Origin of the sequence: Sorangium sp. So ce145 (assembly GCF_051525985.1) — a bacterium.
Lineage (GTDB): Bacteria > Myxococcota_A > Polyangia > Polyangiales > Polyangiaceae > Sorangium > Sorangium cellulosum_B.
Map to the genome: position 1 here is coordinate 1,070,440 of NZ_CP150315.1, position 16,951 is coordinate 1,087,390.

Below are 16,951 nucleotides of genomic sequence, written 5' to 3' on the forward strand. Positions count from 1 at the left end.
ATCCTTGGTCCCCCTTTTGGCTTACGGAGGTTCCATGTCCTCTTGTTCCCGCGCGCTCCCGCCCACGCTCGCCGCCCTCGGTGTCGCCGCCCTCGTCTCGCTGCCCGGCCAGGCGCGCGCCGAGGACGATGCTTTTGCCATGTCGGTCGGGCTCTCCGTGTCGGTCTCCTTCGGCCAGAAGCTCGCCTTCGGTCTTGGCGCCGACCTCCGCGCGACGTTCCTCATGGAGGGCAGCTTCGCCGGAGCGTTCGACTCGGGTCACATGGGATTCGGTCCGTTCGCGCAGGCGACATGGCTCGATTTTTCTGCCGGCCGCTTCGCGATCGGCAGCCACGGCGGCGGCGATACCTCGGGCAACTCCGACCAGGTCGTCGCCTGCAGCATCGACGGTGAGCTCGGCTGGACGTACCGCACCCGCATCAGCGACGAGTTCCCGGCGCAGCACGGCCTCCACGTCGGCGCGATGGCCAGCCTGTTCGAGCCGGTGGTCGTCGATTTTTCGGCGCGCGCGGTCATTCCGGTGTCGGGCGAGCTGTTCGTCCCCGAGGGGATGTTTGGCATGGGTGTCCGCGCCAATCGGCCTTTCGGAGAGCGTTCCCATGCCATCGACGGCCGGCCGCTGCGCACGGCCGATGGCGTCGTGCTCCCGCCGGTGCTCGGGCTGGGCCCCGCCGCGTCGCGCCCGGCGCGGCTCGATCGCGCGACCCGGGCGGCGCTCGCGGGGGCGTGGCTGGACAGTGCGCGGGCCGAGTGCGGCTCGATCCCGGCGTTCCTCGCCCTCGCGCGGGACCTCGCGGCGGTCGGCGCGCCCGCGTCGCTCGTGGCGCGGGCGCTCGCCGCGCTCGGCGATGAGGTGCGCCACACGGCGCGGTGCAGCGAGATCGCGAGCGCGCTCGCGGGGTGGCGCTTCGGGCCAGCGCTTCTCCCGCCTCCGGCGGCGCGCGACGCGGACCGGCGGGCGGCGCTCGTGCGGATGGCGCTCGAGGCGTGGCACGACGGCTGTCTCGGCGAGGGAGCGGCGGCGGCCCGGGCGCGCCGGTCGCTCGCGGGGGCGAGGGACGAGGGGGTGCGCGCGGCGCTCGGCGAGATCGCGCGCGACGAGGCGCTGCACGCCGAGCTCGGGTGGCGCGTGCTCGCCTACTGCCTGGCCGAGGGCGGGCGCGAGGTGCGCGAGGTGGTCGGCGACGCGCTGACGGGGCCAGCGCCGGCGCCGCCGGCGGACGACGCCGAGGTCGAGGGCGAGCGGAAGGAGGTGCAGGCGTTTGGCCGGCTCCGGCGCGCGGAGGCCGACGCCGCCTGGGACGAGACGTGGGCGGCAGCGCGGCGCGACGGGGAACGGATGCTCGTCGCCGCGTGAGCGGCCGCGGCGAGCGCGCCTGGCCGGACAGCGAGACGAGGGCGGCGACATACCAGTACGGCAACCCGTACGCCGAGAGAGGCATGGAGCTGCTCGACGTGAGGGTGACGTTCCGCACGCGGGTGATGCATCCCGTCGATGAGGTCCAGGAGAGCCTGCGCGGCTTCGTCTCGGTCGTCAGGAGCGCCGAGGACGCGAACGGCGCGGCGGTGGAGCCGCTGCTCGGCCTGCCGCGGGACCCGCGGATCGACGGCGTGAGCCTGCCCGTGGACACGGTGACCGAGGGCGCCGGCGCGACACCGACCATCACCTTCGAGCCGCCGGACCTGGGCGAGCCGGACAGCTATCGCGTCGTCGTCTTCCTCTACGATGACGTCAAGGACGCGGACGGCGCGGTGCTGAGCCAGCGCACCAGCGTGCTCAGCGTCGACACCACGGCGACCACGGTCGAGGTGCCAGAGGGCGTGCTCGAGAGCGGGCGGTACTACAGCGTGCAGATCACCGCGCAGCTAGGCACGCACACGCGAGAGGCGCCCTTCAAGTACCGAGGAGCGACGCTGGCCCAGGCACAGACGTACACGGGCATGTTCACGCCCTGAGGGCGGGAGATCGCCGGCGCGCAGGTGACAGGAGCCCCGGTCCACCCGGGGCTCGGCACGCAGCTCGGCGCTTGACCTTATCGCCGCCGCCATGGTGCTTGTCGTGGATCATGGCCTTGATCTTGTCGCCGCCGCGATCATGGTCATGAACCTTCACATCCACGTCGGCATGCGCGCCGGCGTGCACGTCAATGCAAGGCCCATCGGCGAAGCCCTTCACGAGGATCACGCGAGCGCGCTGGCTGGGTGAAATTGTGAATGCTCACAGCAGCGCGCACCTCGCCAGCCGAGCGGCAGGCGGGTCGATCCAAGTTGACACCGGACATGTGAACGCTCACAGTGTCGACCGGTCGTCTTGCTTTTGCTTCGCTCCGGATGGGCCGTCATGCGCATCCAGGAGACGGTCATGAAGTAGCGAGCGGTCATGTCGCTCGCGGCTGGGCTCGCGGTCCTGGCCAGTGGGGACCGTGGCTGCAGCAACGATTTCAGCGGCGGTGGGACCCCGGTGCAGCCGGCAGCGACGGGAACCCCGGAAGCGACCCGACGTATCTCGCCCAGCACCAGGCTCTCCGGGGCTGCACCATGAACATTCTGGTTGTGTTGTACGGCAGCGCCAGCTGCTCGATGCCTTGAACGAGCGGCGAGCGACCCCGACCTGCGCAAGGGCAGCGCTGAGCAGTGAGAAGATTCCAGTTTTACTTACTTAAGTTGACGAGGAGGACAAGATGAGATTCGGACTTCAGCAGAGCTTGCTTGCGGTGGCGATGGGCGTCGTCGCCGTGTCGTGCGTCATCGGCCCCGATGAGGCGTACGACGCCGAGATCGAGGAGGCAGGCTCGCTCGAGGGCGCCATCACGATCGATACGAGCGCGGTCTACACGATCGTCGGCGTCCAGAGTGGAAAATGCGTGCAGGTGGCTGGAGGCAGCACCGCTGATGCAGCGGCCATGCAGATTGCCAGCTGCAACGGCTCGACACGGCAACAGTTCCGCATGGAATCGGCAGGCGGCGGCTACTATCGCATCCGCAACGTCAACAGCAACCGTTGCATGGACGTCGCGGGTGCCTCCACCAGCGACGGCGCCGCCATCCAGCAATACTCCTGCTGGACCGGGGCAAACCAGCAGTGGTCGTTCACGGACGTCGCCAGCGGCGTCGTGCGCCTCACCGCGCGCCACAGCGGCAAGTCCCTGGACGTCTACGGCCGCGGCACCGCGGACGGCACCGCCGTGATTCAATGGGCGTCGAACGGCGGCACCAATCAGCAATTCCGACTCACGCCCGTGGGCTCGGGAACCGGCAGCACCGGCAGCACCGGCAGCACCGGCAGCACCGGCGGCACCGGCGGCACCGGCGGCACCGGCGGCGCCGGTGGTGGCGGCGGCTCCGGTGGTGGTGGCGGCGGCTCCGCCGGCACGCGCAGCGCCGGCTGCGGCATTCCCACCTCCCTCACCAGTGGTAACCGCACCATCAACGTCAACGGCACCACGCGCCAGTACGTGCTCGACATCCCGGCGAACTACGACCCCAACAGGGCGTATCGGCTGGTGTTCGGCTGGCACTGGCGCGGCGGGTCGGCCAACGACGTCGTGAACAACGGGTACTATGGGCTCAAGGCGCTGGCGAACGGCAGCGCGATCTTCGTCTCGCCGAACGGCATCGACAACGGCTGGGCCAACTCGGGCGGGCGCGACATCGCCTTCGCCCGCGCCATGGTCGACTCCCTCAAAGCCAACCTGTGCGTCGACACGAGCCGCGTCTTCTCGACCGGGTGGAGCTTCGGGGGGATGATGTCGAACGCGCTCGGCTGTGATATGCCCGACGTCTTCCGGGCCATCGCGCCGATGTCCGGCGCCCTCTACAGCGGCTGCAACCAGTCCAACACCCAGCCCGTCGCCGTCTGGATGTCGCACGGCCTGTCCGACAGCGTCGTCCCCATCTCGGCCGGAAGGGCGGCGCTCGACGTCTTCGTGCGCAAGAACGGCTGCAGCACCCAGACGAGCCCTGTGGGTTCCAACTCGTGCGTCGCCTATCAAGGGTGCCGGGACGGATACCCGGTGCACCGCTGCGAGTTTCCCGGTGACCACCAGACGCCGAGCTTCGCGAGCTCGGCCATCTGGAGCTTCTTCACGCAGTTCTGACCTCGCGCCCCGCCGACGCGGCGGCTGAACGACCGCACGGAGACGTGGATCTCCGATCGGACCGCGAGCTCGACCCGACGGACCGCGACGGTTCGCCTCCGCCGCGGGCGCTCGGCCGAGCCGCCCGCCACGCAACTCACCTGGAAACGGCAAGACCTGCGCACCTGGCGCGCGGGGCGTAAGCAAGTTTTGCTGACGTAGGCAATCGTTGCTCGAACGGTTCAGCGGGGCCCCGCGACGGGTGCGCGGGCGCCATCGCTGCGTCGGTGACGGGGTTGTTGCCCGGCTCGGGCAGGTCGACTGCGAAACGAATTGCCGACAGCCTCGCGGAGCTCGATCCCCGGCGCCGACCACGTCTTCCGTGAAGGTGGCACGGAGGCTGCAATGCTGCGGCCGACGCCAGCGAGAGGATGAGGCACCCTCTGGCGACAGGCGGCTCTCGGTCCAGGAGACGCGGATCTACCGCGCAGGATCGTCGGAGCCGCCCTCGGCTTGCCTCCTGGAGAGGTTTCCATGAAGAGCATTGCAATCACGATCCTGTTGGCCAGCATCGTCGTTGGAGGCTGCGCTGTCGCGGCCGACCCCGATCCCGAGGCAAGCGGGGAGGTCAACGAGATGGCCAGCGAATCGGAGGCAGAGGACATCGCGGAGGCGTCGCAGGCCTTGGACTCGAACTGCTCTGCGCGGACCTGCGAGAGTTGCGGTGGGGGGAAGTCCCGCGCAAAGACCGTGACCTGGACGAAGATGTACTTCCCTGGGACGGGGATGTACATGTGCGCGGGGCCCAGCACCGTCACCTACGGCTCGTGCCAGTTGACGTGCGAGCTTTAGGCCCAGGTTCGAGGATCCGAGCGCGGCGCCGGAAGGGCCATGGACTGACGCCGGCAGGATCCTTCGGGCCACCCTCTTCGTCACCATGACGTCCGCTCCTCAAGGAGGTGTGCAATGTTGTCAGATGGTACTCGCATGGCTGCCCTCGCAGCCCTTCTGCTGATCGCGCCGGGTTGCATGGGTCAAGCCGCCTTCGAGGGCGACCTGGCCGAGCTGACGACGCCCGAGAGATGGCTCTCGGAGGCTGCGGAGGGCTCCGCTGGGGCGGAGCTCACGTGGCTCCCACTGGCTTTCACGGAGTGTAACGGCAGCGTGAACGACTCCGAGTCCACCTTCGTCGATGACACGAGCTCTGGCGTTGTGTACTCGTCCCCGTGGAAGGCCGAGACGCCCGGCCTCGGGCTCCATATGGGGACACAGCACATCACCAACATCGGCGGGAACAAGGTGTCTCATACCTTCGACACCCCGGGCGGATGGTCATCGACGATAACGTACGGCTACCGCAAGATGAGGAACGCCGGCAAGGCGGCGATCTACTGGGACGGACAGTATTTTAGCACCATCAGCTTGTATGAACCGGGCAATGTGTACCATTGTGAGTTCACGCTGCATGACATGCCCTCCGGTGTGCATACCGTGATGGTGAAAGCCCTGAACCAGAAGGAGCCCGTCAGCGGCGGGACCTACGTCAACGTCGATTATTTCAGGCAGTACGACTTCTGAGACGGCGCGCGGCGGCCCTCGATGATGGGCTTGGCCGATAGCTCCGCTGCGCGCGCTCGGAGGTCCTCCTCCCGCCCTCGTCTCCGGTCGCTGCAGTCGCGCTGACGATCGGCGTCGCGACCGCGCCCGCTTGCGCATCTTCCAGGGCTACGATGAGCTCCGCTTCCGATGCTCTCGACAGGACGGAATCCGTGGAGCGCGCAAGAGGGCCGGCCCTCGGCAAACGTCCTTGGGCTCCTTCCTCCCCTGGCCCGAGGAGGGGGCAGTCGCTCCTCCGGAGCTACCCCACCTGACCGTCGTGGATTCCCGATTTTGTCTTGACCGCCAGGATTGCCGGCGGTACGTTGGTCTGACCAACGGACGACATGACCAGCGCTCCCCGCTTCCGGACGGTGTCCCGTTCGGCGATCTACGTCGACGTCGCCGACCAGATCCGCGACGCGATTCTCAATCGCTCGCTCTCCTCGGGCGAGCGCCTCCCGCCCGAGCGCGAGCTCGCGCAGCAGTTCGGGGTCAGCCGCGCGACGATCCGCGAGGCGCTCCGCCACCTCCAGGCGCAGGGGCTGCTCGCGTCGCGCGGCCGGACCTCGCCGATGCAGGCCGCGAGCCCTGACGCGGCCGTCGACCGCTTCTGCGAGGCGCTCACCCACGTGGTCCAGCTCCGGAATGTGTCGCTCCCGGACCTCATCGAGCTGCGCGTCGCGATCGAGACCGCCGCGATGACCCGCTCGGCGGCCGCGCCGGTCTCCGCTCACCTCGACGAGGCGCGCGCCGCGCTCGAGGCGATGGAGCGGGAGCAGATCTCCCCCACCGAGTTCCACGACGTCGATATCGCATTCCACGTCGCCCTGGTCGCGGCCTCTGGCAACCAGGCGCTGGCCCTCGTGATGGTCGCGGTCAAGGACAGCATCCGGCTCCACCTCGAAGAGGCGCTGAGGCCGCGCTCGTTCGCGGCGATCCGCCCGCGGGTGGTCGAGGAGCACCGGGCGCTCCTGCGCGCGATCGAGCGCGGTAACGCGAAGTCGGCCGCGACGCTCCTCGGGGCGCACCTCTCGGAGTTCTACGGCACATGAGCCCGCTCGACGAGCTCGCCCTCATCCTGGGCGACGGCCTGGTGACGGATCGGGACATCCTGGAGGGCTATCGCCGCGATCAGGCCCTTTGGGCGCCTGGCGGCTGGCCCATCGCGGTGGCGCGGCCCGCCTCGACCTCCCAGGTGCAGGCGCTGGCGCAGTGGGCGACCCGGCACCGCACCGCGCTGGTGCCGCGCGGCGCCGGGACCGGGGTGGCCGGCGGGGCGACCGCCAGCGACGGCTGCGTGGTGCTGAGCTTCGAGCGCATGAACCGGATCCTCGCGATCGACGAGGCGGCGATGCTCGCCGTGGCCCAGCCGGGGGTGCTCAACGGCGAGCTCAAGGCCGCCGCGCACGAACGGGGGCTGTGGTATCCGCCCGACCCGTCGAGCTACGCCGTCTCGACCCTCGGCGGCAACGTCGCCACCAATGCCGGCGGCCTGTGCTGCGTGAAATACGGTGTCACGTCCGATTACGTGCTCGGCCTCGAGGCGGTCCTCGCCGACGGGACGGTGCTCCGCACGGGCGGCCGGAGCCGCAAGGACGTCGCAGGCTACGATCTGACGCGGCTCCTGGTCGGCTCCGAGGGCACCCTCGCGCTGATCACCGAGATCACGCTGCGTCTGCGGCGGCGGCCCCCGCCGGCGACCACGCTGGTCGCGACGTTCACCTCGCTCGAGGCCTCGGGCCGGGCGGTCGCGGCGATCGTCCGGTCGGTCGACGCGTCGATGCTCGAGATCATGGACCGCACGGCCCTCCGCGCCGTCGAGCGCTTCCGCCCGCTCGGCCTCGACACCGACGCTGCCGCGATGCTGATCGCGCAGAGCGACGCGCCCGGGTCCGCCGAGCTCTCCTGCATGCAGGCGGCCTGCGAGGCCGCGGGCGGGACGGTGGTCGCTACCACGGAGGACGAGAGCGAAGGGCAGATGATGCTCACCGCGCGCCGCCTCGCGCTCACGGCGCTCGCGGAGCTCGGCACGGTGCTCGTCGACGACGTCGCCGTGCCGCTGCCGCAGCTGCCGGAGATGTTCCGTCGAATCGAGGCGATCGCCGCCGCGACGCAGACCACCATCGCGACGGTGGCGCACGCGGGCGACGGCAACCTTCACCCTCTGGTCGTGTTCGATGGAAACGACGCCGCGGCCGAGGCGCGCGCGGTCGCGGCCTTCAACGAGGTGATGGCGCAGGCGCTCGAGCTCGGCGGCACGATCACCGGCGAGCACGGCGTCGGCACGCTCAAGCGCGGCCTCCTCACCCGCCAGCTCGGCGCGGCGTCGCTCGCGCTGCACCGCCGCATCAAACACGCCTTCGACCCGGGCGGCATCCTCAACCCCGGAAAGGTGATCGACGGCTGACGTGGCGTGATGTCAGCGCAGCGCGGCGCCGCCTCGCGCTGCGCTGCGCGGCGGCGCCTCGCGCTGCGCGGCGCCGCCGCGATCAGAGCCCGGTGTAGATGGTGGCGAAGGAGGCCGCCTCGCCGCGGAGCAGCAGGCTGAGACGCGGGTTCGGCACCTTGAACGTGTGAATCTTGGCGTTCCGCACGTCGAGCACGGCGAAGGCGCCGCCCGGCGTGCTCTCCGCGAGGCCGTTCATCAGCAGGTTCAGCACGACCGAGACGCGCTTGGACGACAGCGGCTCGCCGCGGAAATACATCTTGATGACGTGGGGCGTCCCATCGATGACGAGCCCGAGCTCCGGATTGACGTTGATCTCGAGATCGCCCAGGCGGTACGTCGACGCCGGCGGCTCGAACCACGTCATCTTCGCCGAGGCGAGGAACTTGCGATATCCATTCACCACCGACGGGTAGATGCGGCGGCGCCGCTCGTCGTGCTGCGCGGCGAGGAAGCCGTCGAGCACGCTGGTGGGCTTTCCGCTCCTGTGCATGTCGACGATCGCCTCTCGCACCTGCCTGTAAAAGTCCGTGTAGAGCTCGTCCTTCCGTTCCTTGAACTCCCTGACGCCGGTCAGCTTGGGCGTCCCGGCCTTGAGAACGAAGTCGACAAAGTACGTCAGCGAGATCTTTTCCATGAAGTCTCCTGCAAAACGAAGCATTCTGGCGCGCCATCGACACGCGTCGTACGAGAGACACGCCGTCGCGCCGCGTCCTTGGTGTCTACCATGGATAGTCATCTTCGACCCGTCAGGAAAGGGATCGGTCGGACGGACATTGTCCCAACCTGTCGAGGGCGGACGGATGCGCCGCTGGTCGAAATAATGTAGTAATTACGAATATTTACGCGGGCGACCGGGCGCGGCTCACCCGGCGGCGCGGGGCCCCTCCTGGCCGCGCGAGTGGCCATGACGAGAGGAGGCGCGCGCGGCAAAGGTAATCGACAGAATCCAGCTGTTCTCCAGGGGATGTCCTGTGGAGAACCCCTGTGGAGAACTGGAGAGGACGGGGCGTGATCGAGGCGTGGACCCGGTCGGACATGGTCTGTCATAACCACGTGCTCCTTGGCGCTTGACGCTGCCCGCGGGCGGAGGATGGGGCCGGAACGCCTCCGGAGCGTCTGGGCTTCCCGCTTCCTCGCGATGTGTCTTGCTCTGAACCTGTGTTTCGAGGTCGACTCGGCGCGCGCCTGGTCGCCCCGTCGCGACTGACTGAAGGATTCCTGCCCCGCTCTCCCTCGCCTCGGGCATTCCGCTTGCGTGCGGCGGTCGGCCGGCCAGACTACGCCGCCGTGCTGGCCATCGAAGCGTCCTCCGTGAGGAAGGTCTACCGCGGCTTCTTCCGCCGGAGCGGCGGACAGACGGCGCTCGCGGGCCTCGACCTCGCCATCCAGCGCGGCGCCGCGTTCGGGCTCATCGGCCTCAACGGCGCCGGCAAGACGACGTTCATCAAGACGCTGCTCGGCGTGGTGCGCCCCACGAGCGGCGCCGTGCGCGTGCTCGGCGGCGACCCGGAGGACCCGGGCGTGCGCGCCAGGATCGGGTACCTGCCGGAGCGGCTCTTCTTGCCCAGCGCATTCACGCCGCGGCAGTTCCTCGCGAGCGTGGCCCGCATGAAGGGCCTCTCGCCGGGCGAGGGCGCGCTGCGCGCGCTGGTCGAGAGGGTAGGGCTCGGGGTCGACTCGGACCGCAAGATCGGCGGGTTCTCGAAGGGGATGCGGCAGCGCCTCGGGCTCGCCGCGGCCTTGCTCGGGCAGCCGGAGCTGCTCGTGCTCGACGAGCCCACCGACGGCGTAGATCCGCTGGGCCGCGCCGAGATCCGCAGGATCCTGGGCGAAGAGCGCGCGCGGGGGGCGACCTTGTTCCTGAACTCGCACCTCCTGTCGGAGACCGAGCGCATCTGCGACCGCATCGGCATCCTCGCGGGCGGGCGGCTCGTGCGCGAGGGCGCGCTCGTCGAGCTGTGCGGCAGCGAGACGGCGTACCGCGTGCGGTTCGCGGACGGCGCCGACGCGGCGAGGCTCGGCGCGCTCGGGTTCCGACCGATCGACGGGGAGGGCGGGTGGCGCCTGGAGGCCGAGAGCCCCGCGGCGCTCAACGAGGCGCTCGACGAGGCGCGGCGCGCCGGCGCCCTGCTCGTCGAGCTGTCGCGGGACCTGCGCGATCTGGAGGACGTGCTGGCGGAGGCGCTGGGCGCGGGCGGCGCCCGCGGAGGTGTGGCGTGAGGGCGGCGCTGAGCGTCGCCGGAGACCTCCTGCGCGAGGCGTCGTCGCGGCGCTGGTTCCTCGCCCTCGGGATCGGCGTCACGATGGCGCTCGTGGTGATCGGGAGCGCGCTGCAGCTCGAGGTGGTGGACGGCGCGCTCGCGGCGACGCGCCTCTTCGGCAAGGAGCTCGGCCGCGGCGAGATCCGCTCGGTCGACGTCGCGCTCCGCTACGTCGGCCGGGCGCTTTCGTACCTGCTGTTTTACGGGGGGCTCGCGTTCGGGATCGTCTCCTGCGCCGATTTCGGCCCGAGCCTGCTGGCGCCGGGGCGCATCGAGCACCTGCTCTCGCTGCCCGTGCGGCGGTTCGAGCTCCTGCTCGGCACGTTCCTCGGCGTGCTCGCGCTCTCGCTCCTCAGCACGCTGTACGGCGCCCTCGGGATCACGGTCATCTTCGGGCTGAGGGCGGGCGTGTGGATGGCGAGCCCGATCGTGGCGGCGCTCCTCGCGAGCGTGACGTTCGCCGGCATCTACGGGGCGATGCTCACGACCGCGGTGATGGTGCGGAGCGCCGCCCTGTCCGCGGCGGTGGGGATCGCGCTGTTCCTCCTCGGCATCGTCGCGGGGTACCGCGAGCAGCTCGACTCGTTCTTCGAGCCTGGCCTGGCCCGCGGGGCCTTCCGCGCGGCGACGCTCGTGCTGCCGCGGGTGTCGGCGCTCGCCGACGCGTCGGCGGACATCGCGGTGGCGACGGCGATCAAGGGGGATGTGCTCGCCAGCCAGGTGGCAGGGCTGCTCATCTTCGGCCTGGCCGCGCTCGCGGTGGGCATCCACGTGTTCGAAGAGAAGGACTTCTAGGGTGGAGCGGCGATGCTGGACGAGGCGGCGAGCGATCGACAACGGCAGCTCCGCGGCGCCGCTGCGGGGGTGATGACCCGATGAGACCGATGAAGAAGCGGGGCGTGTGGCTCGCGGCGGCGATGGTCCTGCTCGCGCTCGCCGCGTGGCTGATGTCGCGCGGTGACAAGGAGAAGCCCACGGTCCGGCCCCGGAAGATCGAGTTTCCGCGCTATCCGAAGCCGGCAGAGGTGGAGCGCGCCAGCCGTCGCCGCACGCTGCCGCCGCTGTCTGCCCCGCCGCCCGGCGTCGAAACGCCGCAATGGAAGCGCGACCCGGTGCTCGCCGCCCTGCCCGCCGATCCGAAGCGCTCGGCCATGGTGTTCGAGATCGAGGCGCTCAAAGAGTCGCCGATCATGCAGATCTGGCTCGATTGCATGCTGTCGCGCGGCGACGAGCGCGCCGGCTTCGCGCGCTTGAAGGACCGATACGGGATCGACGTGCTGGAGGACGTGGAGCGCATCGCCGCGTCGAGCACGGGGCTGATTGTGCTCCAGGGATCGTTCGAGGGCGCGAGGTTCGAGCGCGAGCGATGGTCCACGCGGACGTACGGGGAGAGAGGCATCCTTTACGAGGAAAAGGACACGGGCAGGGGCGTCGCGACGTGGGGGCCTGACGTCCTGATCTTGAATCCGCGCGCCGAGCCCGATCTCGTCGAGGACGCGATCGATCGGCTCGAATCGACCGATCCCGCGCAGGGATCCATCCTGCAGGAATACCAGGCCTACAGCGACGTCTATGGAGTGCTCTCGCCCGACGATCTCTCGAAGATGCTGCCGTCGGAGCAGGGCCAGCTCGCCGAGCGGATCCGGGAGACCGTCCAGCGGGTGGAGATCCACGTCGACGCCTCGGAGGACGTCGCCGTCGTCGCCGAGGTCGCCGGCCCCGCCGGCCAGGAGATGGAGGACCTGTCGAAGCTGTTCGGCGCCGCGCTCTCCATGGGGCGGCTCAACGCGAAGCGCGAAGACAATGACGAGCTCGCCGAGCTGCTCGATCACGCGCGGGTGGAGACGCAGGCGCGGCGCCCTCCCTGGGCGAGCAAGCCGGAGGAGCAGCGCTTCTCGGTCGACGTGGCGCTGCCCGTCGAGCTGCTGAAGAACCTCGGCCCGTGCCGTCGAGACCGGCCCGAGCCGGAGCGCGACATCAAGGTCGAGCCCGAGCCCGAGCCAGCGCCGCCGCGATGACGCGCGCAGTGCCTCGCGAGCCGCGCGTCCCTGGGCGATACGCTATCAGGCCGGGGATGGCCCTGGCGATGGGGTATCAGAGCGGCTGATACAGCTGGATCAGGTTCCCGCAGGTGTCCGAGAACACCGCGATCATGACCGGGCCCATCGGGGTGGGCTCCTGGGTGAACGCGACCTGGTGCTCCTTGAGGCGAGCGAACTCGGCCTTGAGGTCCGACACCTCGAATGCTGTGAGCGGGATGCCCTGCGCGAACATCGCCTGCTGGAACGTCTTCGCCGCCGGGTTGGCGTTCGGCTCCAGCACGAGCTCGAGGTCGTCGGGGCCCTCCGGCGAGACCACGGTGATCCACCGGTACTCGCCGACCGGGAAATCGCTCTTCTTCTTGAAGCCGAGCACCTCCGTGTAGAACGTGAGCGCGCGTGTCTGGTCCTCGACCATGATGCTGTTGAGCTTGATCCTCATCGATCGCCTCGCTGAGCTGACGGTTCGGGCCGACTCTGCCAGGGCCGCCCGGCTCATGCTTCTCGAAAACTGCGAAACGCGCCCGGCGGCAGCCGGCCCATCAGGGTGAGACAGCCGGGGACGAGCTCCCACGGGAGCCTCCCCGGCACCTGCACCATCGCGCGCACGCGGCGCCGGTACGCCGACGGCGGCACGCCGATCCGCTGCGCGAACAGCGCGCTGAAGCTGCCGAGGCTGGAGAACCCGACCTCCATGCACACGTCGGTCACCGAGTGATGCCCAGCCGCCAGGAGCTGCTTGGCCAGATCAAGGCGCCGCCGGATGCGGTACTGGTGCGGGGTCACGCCGAACACCGCCTCGAACTGCCGGATGAAGTGATAGGGCGAGATCGCCACCTCCCGCGCCACGTCCTCGATCGACAACCTCGACTCGCGCACCTCGGAGAGCAGGTCCCGCGCCCGGCAGAGGTTCCTGAGCGCGTCGTGTCCGAGCAGCATGGCCGGCGACCAGGATAGAGCGTGGCGGCGGCTGGCTCAAGCGACCCACCGGAGGGGCGCGCGAGGGGCCGCTCAGACGAGCAGCTCGGGGTCGGGGAAGGCGAGGAACCAGGCCGACGGGCCGCGCGCGCGACAGAGCGCGTGTGGCCGCCGTGGCCGAATTTGCAGCTTCATTGTCTTTTGGGACAGATGCGCCGTTTGGTACCCACTGGCGGGGCGCCGGCGGTGCGGCCGCGGGCCGTCCGCGGGCTCGGGCGCTGCGCCGCGGTGACGGCGCTTCGTGACGTCCCGAGCCAGTCTCAGGCAAACCCGGGAGGAGCCAATGAATGCGATCGAGCTACCCGAGATTCCGGACAGCACCCTTTGCGCCGAGGCGACCGAGCATGCCAGGGCGGTCAGCGCCCCGTTCCTCTTCAACCATGTGGCGCGCACGTACGTCTTCGGCGACGCGTTGGGCCAGCACAGGGGCCTGTCGTACGACCGCGAGCTGCTCTATCTGGCGTGTGTGTTCCACGACCTGGGCCTCACCGACTCGGCTCCCGTCGAGACGCGCTTCGAGGTCGAGGGGGCCGACGCGGCCAGGGCTTTCCTGGCCGGGCGCGGGGTCGGTGCGCGCGAGCAGGAGATCGTCTGGGACGCGATCGCCCTGCACACCACCGTGGTGATACCCCAGCGAAAGCGCCCCGAGATCGCCCTTTGCCAGATGGGCGCTGCCATCGACGTCGGCTACGCGCCCCGGACGCTCCTGCCCGATCGGCTCGTCGAGGAGGCGCTCGGGCGCTACCCGCGGCTCGGCTTCAAGGAGGCGATGACCTCCGCGCTTTGCGGGCTGCTCCGCCGAAACGAGGCGGCGGCCGCCTCGCCGGTCGTGGCCGACGTCGGCGAGCGCAGGCTCGACGGGGTTCGACCTATCCACTTCTGCGACGTCATCGCGGGCGCGGCGTTCGATGAGTAGCGCTAGTGCTCTGACACGATTCTGTTGAACCAGTCGGACCCGAAGATTCGCTCGGCGTAGCGGACGGTGAACGTTCAGTTGATCTTGCGGCGAGCTCGGTCCGCAACGGTGTTCCACTGCCGTACGCGAGCCCGGAACGCTGCGAGCGTTGGGATGCGGTTGCAGCCGAGGCACTCCCTGGACACGAGGCTGGCCTCGATCTTCGCAGCGTTCGGCCAGCTCGCGTGCTTCGGCGTAGGGTGAAACTCGAAACGGGAGGCAAGCGCGTGGCCCCGCTTGGCCCCGAAGGCCTTGATGAGCGATGCAGGGGTGTGGGTGCTGAGGTTGTCCAGGACCAGAAGAATCCGACACGCTCGCGGGTAGGCACGGTCAATACGCTCGGCGGCGAACGCGAAAGATGGACGCGTCCGGTCCTCCGTCGCGTGCGTGAGATGGCGCCCGGTATTTGGCTCCACGATGCAGAACATGTTGCCCTTCCCCGACGCACGTACTCGTAGTCGATAGGCCGGGGCTTTTCTGGGCGCATCGGCCTGTCGGGCCTTGCATTGTCGTGCAGGACGATGGGGCGCTCATCGAGCGCTACGAACGGTTCGCTCGGATCGTGGGGCCGGGCGTACAGTTCCAGCACGTCCTTCATCCGCTCGGCGAGCGGCATGTGGATCTTGGGAACGTACCACATTTTTCCCGCCAGGGCTTGATGTCTTGGTTGGCGAGGGTTCTTCGTATGGTCTCTCAGCTGACCGAGCGAACGATCTTTCTGCGCTCGGCTTTGTCGGTGACCAGGGCAATGGTCCATCGCGCCCGCCCTTCGGGCGGCGGATTGCAGACCATCGTGATGAGCGCAGCGGTCTGTGCACTGTCGAGAAGCGTGGAGCGGCGTTGCCGGGAGTCCTCGCTCAGCGCGTGCTCGACGCAGCCCTCCAGGACGCGGTTGGCTACACGCCGCACTTCGCGGCGGTATGTACCCGTGGCCTCCGCGGCCTGTGTGATCGTCCAGCCCTTGTCGAGCAAACGTAGCGCCTGGATCCGCCGTGCGACGAGCATGCCCAGCGGGCCCTTCTGCTCGCATCGGCGCAGCGCCTGCTGGTCTTCCTGGCTGAGCTGGAGCTCACTGAACCGAGGCTTCGGCTGCTTTCGTTCGTCGCTCACGACTGCCTAGACGCACGAACCGGGCGAAACGGATCGTCAAAACTGAGGGGCGGCACTAGCTTCGCCACCAGCCTCGACACCCTGTTGCTCAGTTGCTACCGGCTGAAGCCGTCACCAACTCTTTGATCCGGGTATACGACAGTGGGTAATCCGCTCTTACTGCTTTCAGCAGCGCGTCCGTCGGCAGCTCGTCCGGCCGCCAGAGGAAGTCGGGAATGCTCGACTGTTTGGCCCACTCGCCTCCGACGATCTTCTCGGCGTTGTCGAGCTCAAGGGTATAGGAATAGGTGACGCTCTTAACCTTGCCCTTGATCTGTTGCTCGCTCAAGCCGAAAGTCGTCGGCGCGGCTTCGACGATGTAGTGCAGCTTTGCTTGCACGTCGACCAAGCTGACCGTGCCGGGGGCGGCGTGTGCATAGTCGGAGGTGAGCTTCCGCTTGTTTTTGAACTCGAGCTCATAGCCGTAGACCGGCTGGTTCCACGTCTCGGCGCGGGGCTCGACATCGAAGACGAACGGCCTGCCGACCGCTAAGTACTTCCCGAGCGCCACGTGGAAGGACATCGGGTTGACGTCCCGGCAGACGGGGCTGATGATGCGCCCGTTGGCATTGCGCGCAGGCACAGGCTCGTCGCAGAGGGCGCCAAGACGCGCCACGTTGATGGTAGGCTGGTAGTCGAAGTAGACTTGGCTCACGAGCGCCTGGATATCTCCGGGATAAAACGTGACCTCGACGCCGGCCGGGCTTTTGACTTTGACGGCTTTCTTCGGGTAGGGCTCGAACATTGCGGCCAGCGACCACCCGTTACAGATGCCCGTCCATCCCGGGATTTCGTCGCGGTTGAAGGTTTCGCGGTTGTAACGCGCCGACGCAAGCATGAAGTCTCTCTGATAGCCGGTCGCTGACGCCACGCTCCCGAGATCCGTTCGGCCAAGCCATAGATCGTACTTTTCAGCTGGCGAGAGCTTATCGATCACCGCCGGGCTCAAAGCCGCGATCTCGCCTGGCGTCAGCAGAGGATACAGATGGTCTTTGTAGTCCATGCTGGCGTTGGAATGCTGCCAGCGGTGGCCGATGCCGCCGCGGGCAGTAGCCCAATAGTCGCCAGGCCAGGGCATTTTTGGCAGGAAGGCCTTGGTCGGCAGGGCGTCGTACTTGATTGACTCGAGGCCCCACCAATGCAGGCTGTTGTCACCCTGAGGCGGCTCGTAGGATGTGGGAGCCGTGGCAGGCTCTCCGTGGGTGTGGCAAGCCGTCGCCAAGAGCAGGGGTGCTGCGAGGATACCACATATAAGGCGACGGAACCTGACCCCCAGCATGAAATCCTCCTTTGATGCAAACGCAGGATCGAGGCGGCGGACTGCTGCCTCGTGCGTCGGCTTCTTGCGGCAGAGAAGTGCTCTCTTGATCATAGGACGGGTTGGTGCGTTCTGGCAAGTTTTGCTCCTGCGCCGGCTCAGCGTGGAGTGGACAATAATATACAGC

18 protein-coding genes are annotated in these 16,951 nt (G+C 68.7%); 12 read left to right on the top strand and 6 right to left on the bottom strand.

All coding sequences use genetic code 11. The features are described from left to right. Positions 1-34 precede the first annotated feature (34 nt). The 8 genes from WMF34_RS03995 (at position 35) to WMF34_RS04030 (ending at position 8,082) form a co-directional block, all read left to right on the top strand. On the top strand, positions 35-1,357 hold the full coding sequence (locus WMF34_RS03995) for a hypothetical protein (protein ID WP_437992458.1): 1,323 nt from the start codon (positions 35-37) through the stop codon (positions 1,355-1,357). Next, positions 1,354-1,956 (top strand): hypothetical protein, encoded by a 603-nt coding sequence (locus WMF34_RS04000; RefSeq protein ID WP_437992459.1) that lies wholly within the window; start codon positions 1,354-1,356, stop codon positions 1,954-1,956. The genes WMF34_RS03995 and WMF34_RS04000 overlap by 4 nt, the downstream gene beginning before the upstream one ends. A gap of 91 nt (positions 1,957-2,047) precedes the next feature. Continuing rightward, positions 2,048-2,206, top strand: coding sequence for a hypothetical protein (locus tag WMF34_RS04005; RefSeq protein ID WP_157906433.1), 159 nt, complete (start codon positions 2,048-2,050; stop codon positions 2,204-2,206). A gap of 514 nt (positions 2,207-2,720) precedes the next feature. Then, the gene (locus WMF34_RS04010; RefSeq protein ID WP_437994606.1) at positions 2,721-4,097 is read left to right on the top strand and encodes an RICIN domain-containing protein; all 1,377 of its coding nucleotides are present in this window, start codon (positions 2,721-2,723) and stop codon (positions 4,095-4,097) included. 513 nt (positions 4,098-4,610) lie between these two features. Continuing rightward, positions 4,611-4,928, top strand: coding sequence for a hypothetical protein (locus tag WMF34_RS04015; protein ID WP_012233384.1), 318 nt, complete (start codon positions 4,611-4,613; stop codon positions 4,926-4,928). A gap of 135 nt (positions 4,929-5,063) precedes the next feature. Continuing rightward, positions 5,064-5,654, top strand: a complete 591-nt coding sequence (locus tag WMF34_RS04020) for a hypothetical protein (protein WP_437992460.1) — start codon at positions 5,064-5,066, stop codon at positions 5,652-5,654. Positions 5,655-6,019: 365 nt separating this feature from the next. Then, on the top strand, positions 6,020-6,727 hold the full coding sequence (locus WMF34_RS04025; RefSeq protein ID WP_437992461.1) for a FadR/GntR family transcriptional regulator: 708 nt from the start codon (positions 6,020-6,022) through the stop codon (positions 6,725-6,727). After that, a complete protein-coding gene (locus WMF34_RS04030; protein ID WP_437992462.1) occupies positions 6,724-8,082 on the top strand; it encodes an FAD-binding oxidoreductase in 1,359 nt (452 codons plus the stop codon). The genes WMF34_RS04025 and WMF34_RS04030 overlap by 4 nt, the downstream gene beginning before the upstream one ends. Before the next feature lie 82 nt (positions 8,083-8,164). On the opposite strand, the gene WMF34_RS04035 is transcribed toward WMF34_RS04030, so the two are convergent. Continuing rightward, on the bottom strand, positions 8,165-8,758 hold the full coding sequence (locus tag WMF34_RS04035) for a hypothetical protein (protein ID WP_044963911.1): 594 nt from the start codon (positions 8,756-8,758) through the stop codon (positions 8,165-8,167). Positions 8,759-9,435: 677 nt separating this feature from the next. Here WMF34_RS04035 and WMF34_RS04040 point away from each other — a divergent pair. The 3 genes from WMF34_RS04040 to WMF34_RS04050 all read left to right on the top strand — a co-directional run bounded on the left by WMF34_RS04040 (position 9,436) and on the right by WMF34_RS04050 (position 12,403). Beyond that, on the top strand, positions 9,436-10,344 hold the full coding sequence (locus WMF34_RS04040; RefSeq protein ID WP_044967787.1) for an ABC transporter ATP-binding protein: 909 nt from the start codon (positions 9,436-9,438) through the stop codon (positions 10,342-10,344). After that, positions 10,341-11,180: a hypothetical protein gene (locus WMF34_RS04045; protein ID WP_012233390.1), complete on the top strand. Its 840-nt coding sequence runs from the start codon at positions 10,341-10,343 to the stop codon at positions 11,178-11,180. Before WMF34_RS04040 ends, WMF34_RS04045 begins: the two co-directional genes overlap by 4 nt. Positions 11,181-11,269: 89 nt before the next feature. Further along, complete coding sequence (locus WMF34_RS04050) at positions 11,270-12,403, top strand: hypothetical protein (RefSeq protein WP_437992463.1); 1,134 nt, start codon at positions 11,270-11,272, stop codon at positions 12,401-12,403. Positions 12,404-12,479: 76 nt separating this feature from the next. Here the strand turns inward: WMF34_RS04050 and WMF34_RS04055 are convergent, their stop codons facing one another. Next, entirely contained in the window at positions 12,480-12,866 is a 387-nt protein-coding gene (locus WMF34_RS04055; RefSeq protein ID WP_012233392.1) for a VOC family protein, read from the bottom strand. A gap of 53 nt (positions 12,867-12,919) precedes the next feature. Next, the gene (locus WMF34_RS04060; protein WP_012233393.1) at positions 12,920-13,363 is read right to left on the bottom strand and encodes a helix-turn-helix transcriptional regulator; all 444 of its coding nucleotides are present in this window, start codon (positions 13,361-13,363) and stop codon (positions 12,920-12,922) included. A 322-nt stretch (positions 13,364-13,685) separates the two neighbouring features. On the opposite strand from WMF34_RS04060, the gene WMF34_RS04065 reads away from it, so the two are divergent. Beyond that, the gene (locus WMF34_RS04065; RefSeq protein WP_437992464.1) at positions 13,686-14,318 is read left to right on the top strand and encodes an HD domain-containing protein; all 633 of its coding nucleotides are present in this window, start codon (positions 13,686-13,688) and stop codon (positions 14,316-14,318) included. A gap of 74 nt (positions 14,319-14,392) precedes the next feature. Here the strand turns inward: WMF34_RS04065 and WMF34_RS04070 are convergent, their stop codons facing one another. From WMF34_RS04070 to WMF34_RS04080, 3 genes are all read right to left on the bottom strand, one after another. Beyond that, positions 14,393-14,785 (bottom strand): transposase, encoded by a 393-nt coding sequence (locus WMF34_RS04070; protein WP_437992465.1) that lies wholly within the window; start codon positions 14,783-14,785, stop codon positions 14,393-14,395. A gap of 265 nt (positions 14,786-15,050) precedes the next feature. Further along, a complete protein-coding gene (locus WMF34_RS04075; RefSeq protein WP_437992466.1) occupies positions 15,051-15,467 on the bottom strand; it encodes a helix-turn-helix domain-containing protein in 417 nt (138 codons plus the stop codon). 88 nt (positions 15,468-15,555) lie between these two features. Beyond that, entirely contained in the window at positions 15,556-16,878 is a 1,323-nt protein-coding gene (locus WMF34_RS04080; RefSeq protein ID WP_437992467.1) for a hypothetical protein, read from the bottom strand. Positions 16,879-16,951: the final 73 nt, after the last annotated feature.

Excerpts from the sequence above, each read along its gene's own strand:
- WMF34_RS03995 (WP_437992458.1), top strand. The coding sequence starts at position 35 with ATGTCCTCTTGTTCCCGCGCGCTCCCGCCCACGCTCGCCGCCCTCGGT.
- WMF34_RS04005 (WP_157906433.1), top strand. The coding sequence starts at position 2,048 with ATGGTGCTTGTCGTGGATCATGGCCTTGATCTTGTCGCCGCCGCGATC.
- WMF34_RS04010 (WP_437994606.1), top strand. The coding sequence starts at position 2,721 with ATGGGCGTCGTCGCCGTGTCGTGCGTCATCGGCCCCGATGAGGCGTAC.
- WMF34_RS04015 (WP_012233384.1), top strand. The coding sequence starts at position 4,611 with ATGAAGAGCATTGCAATCACGATCCTGTTGGCCAGCATCGTCGTTGGA.
- WMF34_RS04020 (WP_437992460.1), top strand. The coding sequence starts at position 5,064 with ATGGCTGCCCTCGCAGCCCTTCTGCTGATCGCGCCGGGTTGCATGGGT.
- WMF34_RS04025 (WP_437992461.1), top strand. The coding sequence starts at position 6,020 with ATGACCAGCGCTCCCCGCTTCCGGACGGTGTCCCGTTCGGCGATCTAC.
- WMF34_RS04030 (WP_437992462.1), top strand. The coding sequence starts at position 6,724 with ATGAGCCCGCTCGACGAGCTCGCCCTCATCCTGGGCGACGGCCTGGTG.
- WMF34_RS04035 (WP_044963911.1), bottom strand. The coding sequence starts at position 8,758 with ATGGAAAAGATCTCGCTGACGTACTTTGTCGACTTCGTTCTCAAGGCC.
- WMF34_RS04050 (WP_437992463.1), top strand. The coding sequence starts at position 11,270 with ATGAAGAAGCGGGGCGTGTGGCTCGCGGCGGCGATGGTCCTGCTCGCG.
- WMF34_RS04055 (WP_012233392.1), bottom strand. The coding sequence starts at position 12,866 with ATGAGGATCAAGCTCAACAGCATCATGGTCGAGGACCAGACACGCGCG.
- WMF34_RS04060 (WP_012233393.1), bottom strand. The coding sequence starts at position 13,363 with ATGCTGCTCGGACACGACGCGCTCAGGAACCTCTGCCGGGCGCGGGAC.
- WMF34_RS04065 (WP_437992464.1), top strand. The coding sequence starts at position 13,686 with ATGAATGCGATCGAGCTACCCGAGATTCCGGACAGCACCCTTTGCGCC.
- WMF34_RS04070 (WP_437992465.1), bottom strand. The coding sequence starts at position 14,785 with ATGTTCTGCATCGTGGAGCCAAATACCGGGCGCCATCTCACGCACGCG.
- WMF34_RS04080 (WP_437992467.1), bottom strand. The coding sequence starts at position 16,878 with ATGATCAAGAGAGCACTTCTCTGCCGCAAGAAGCCGACGCACGAGGCA.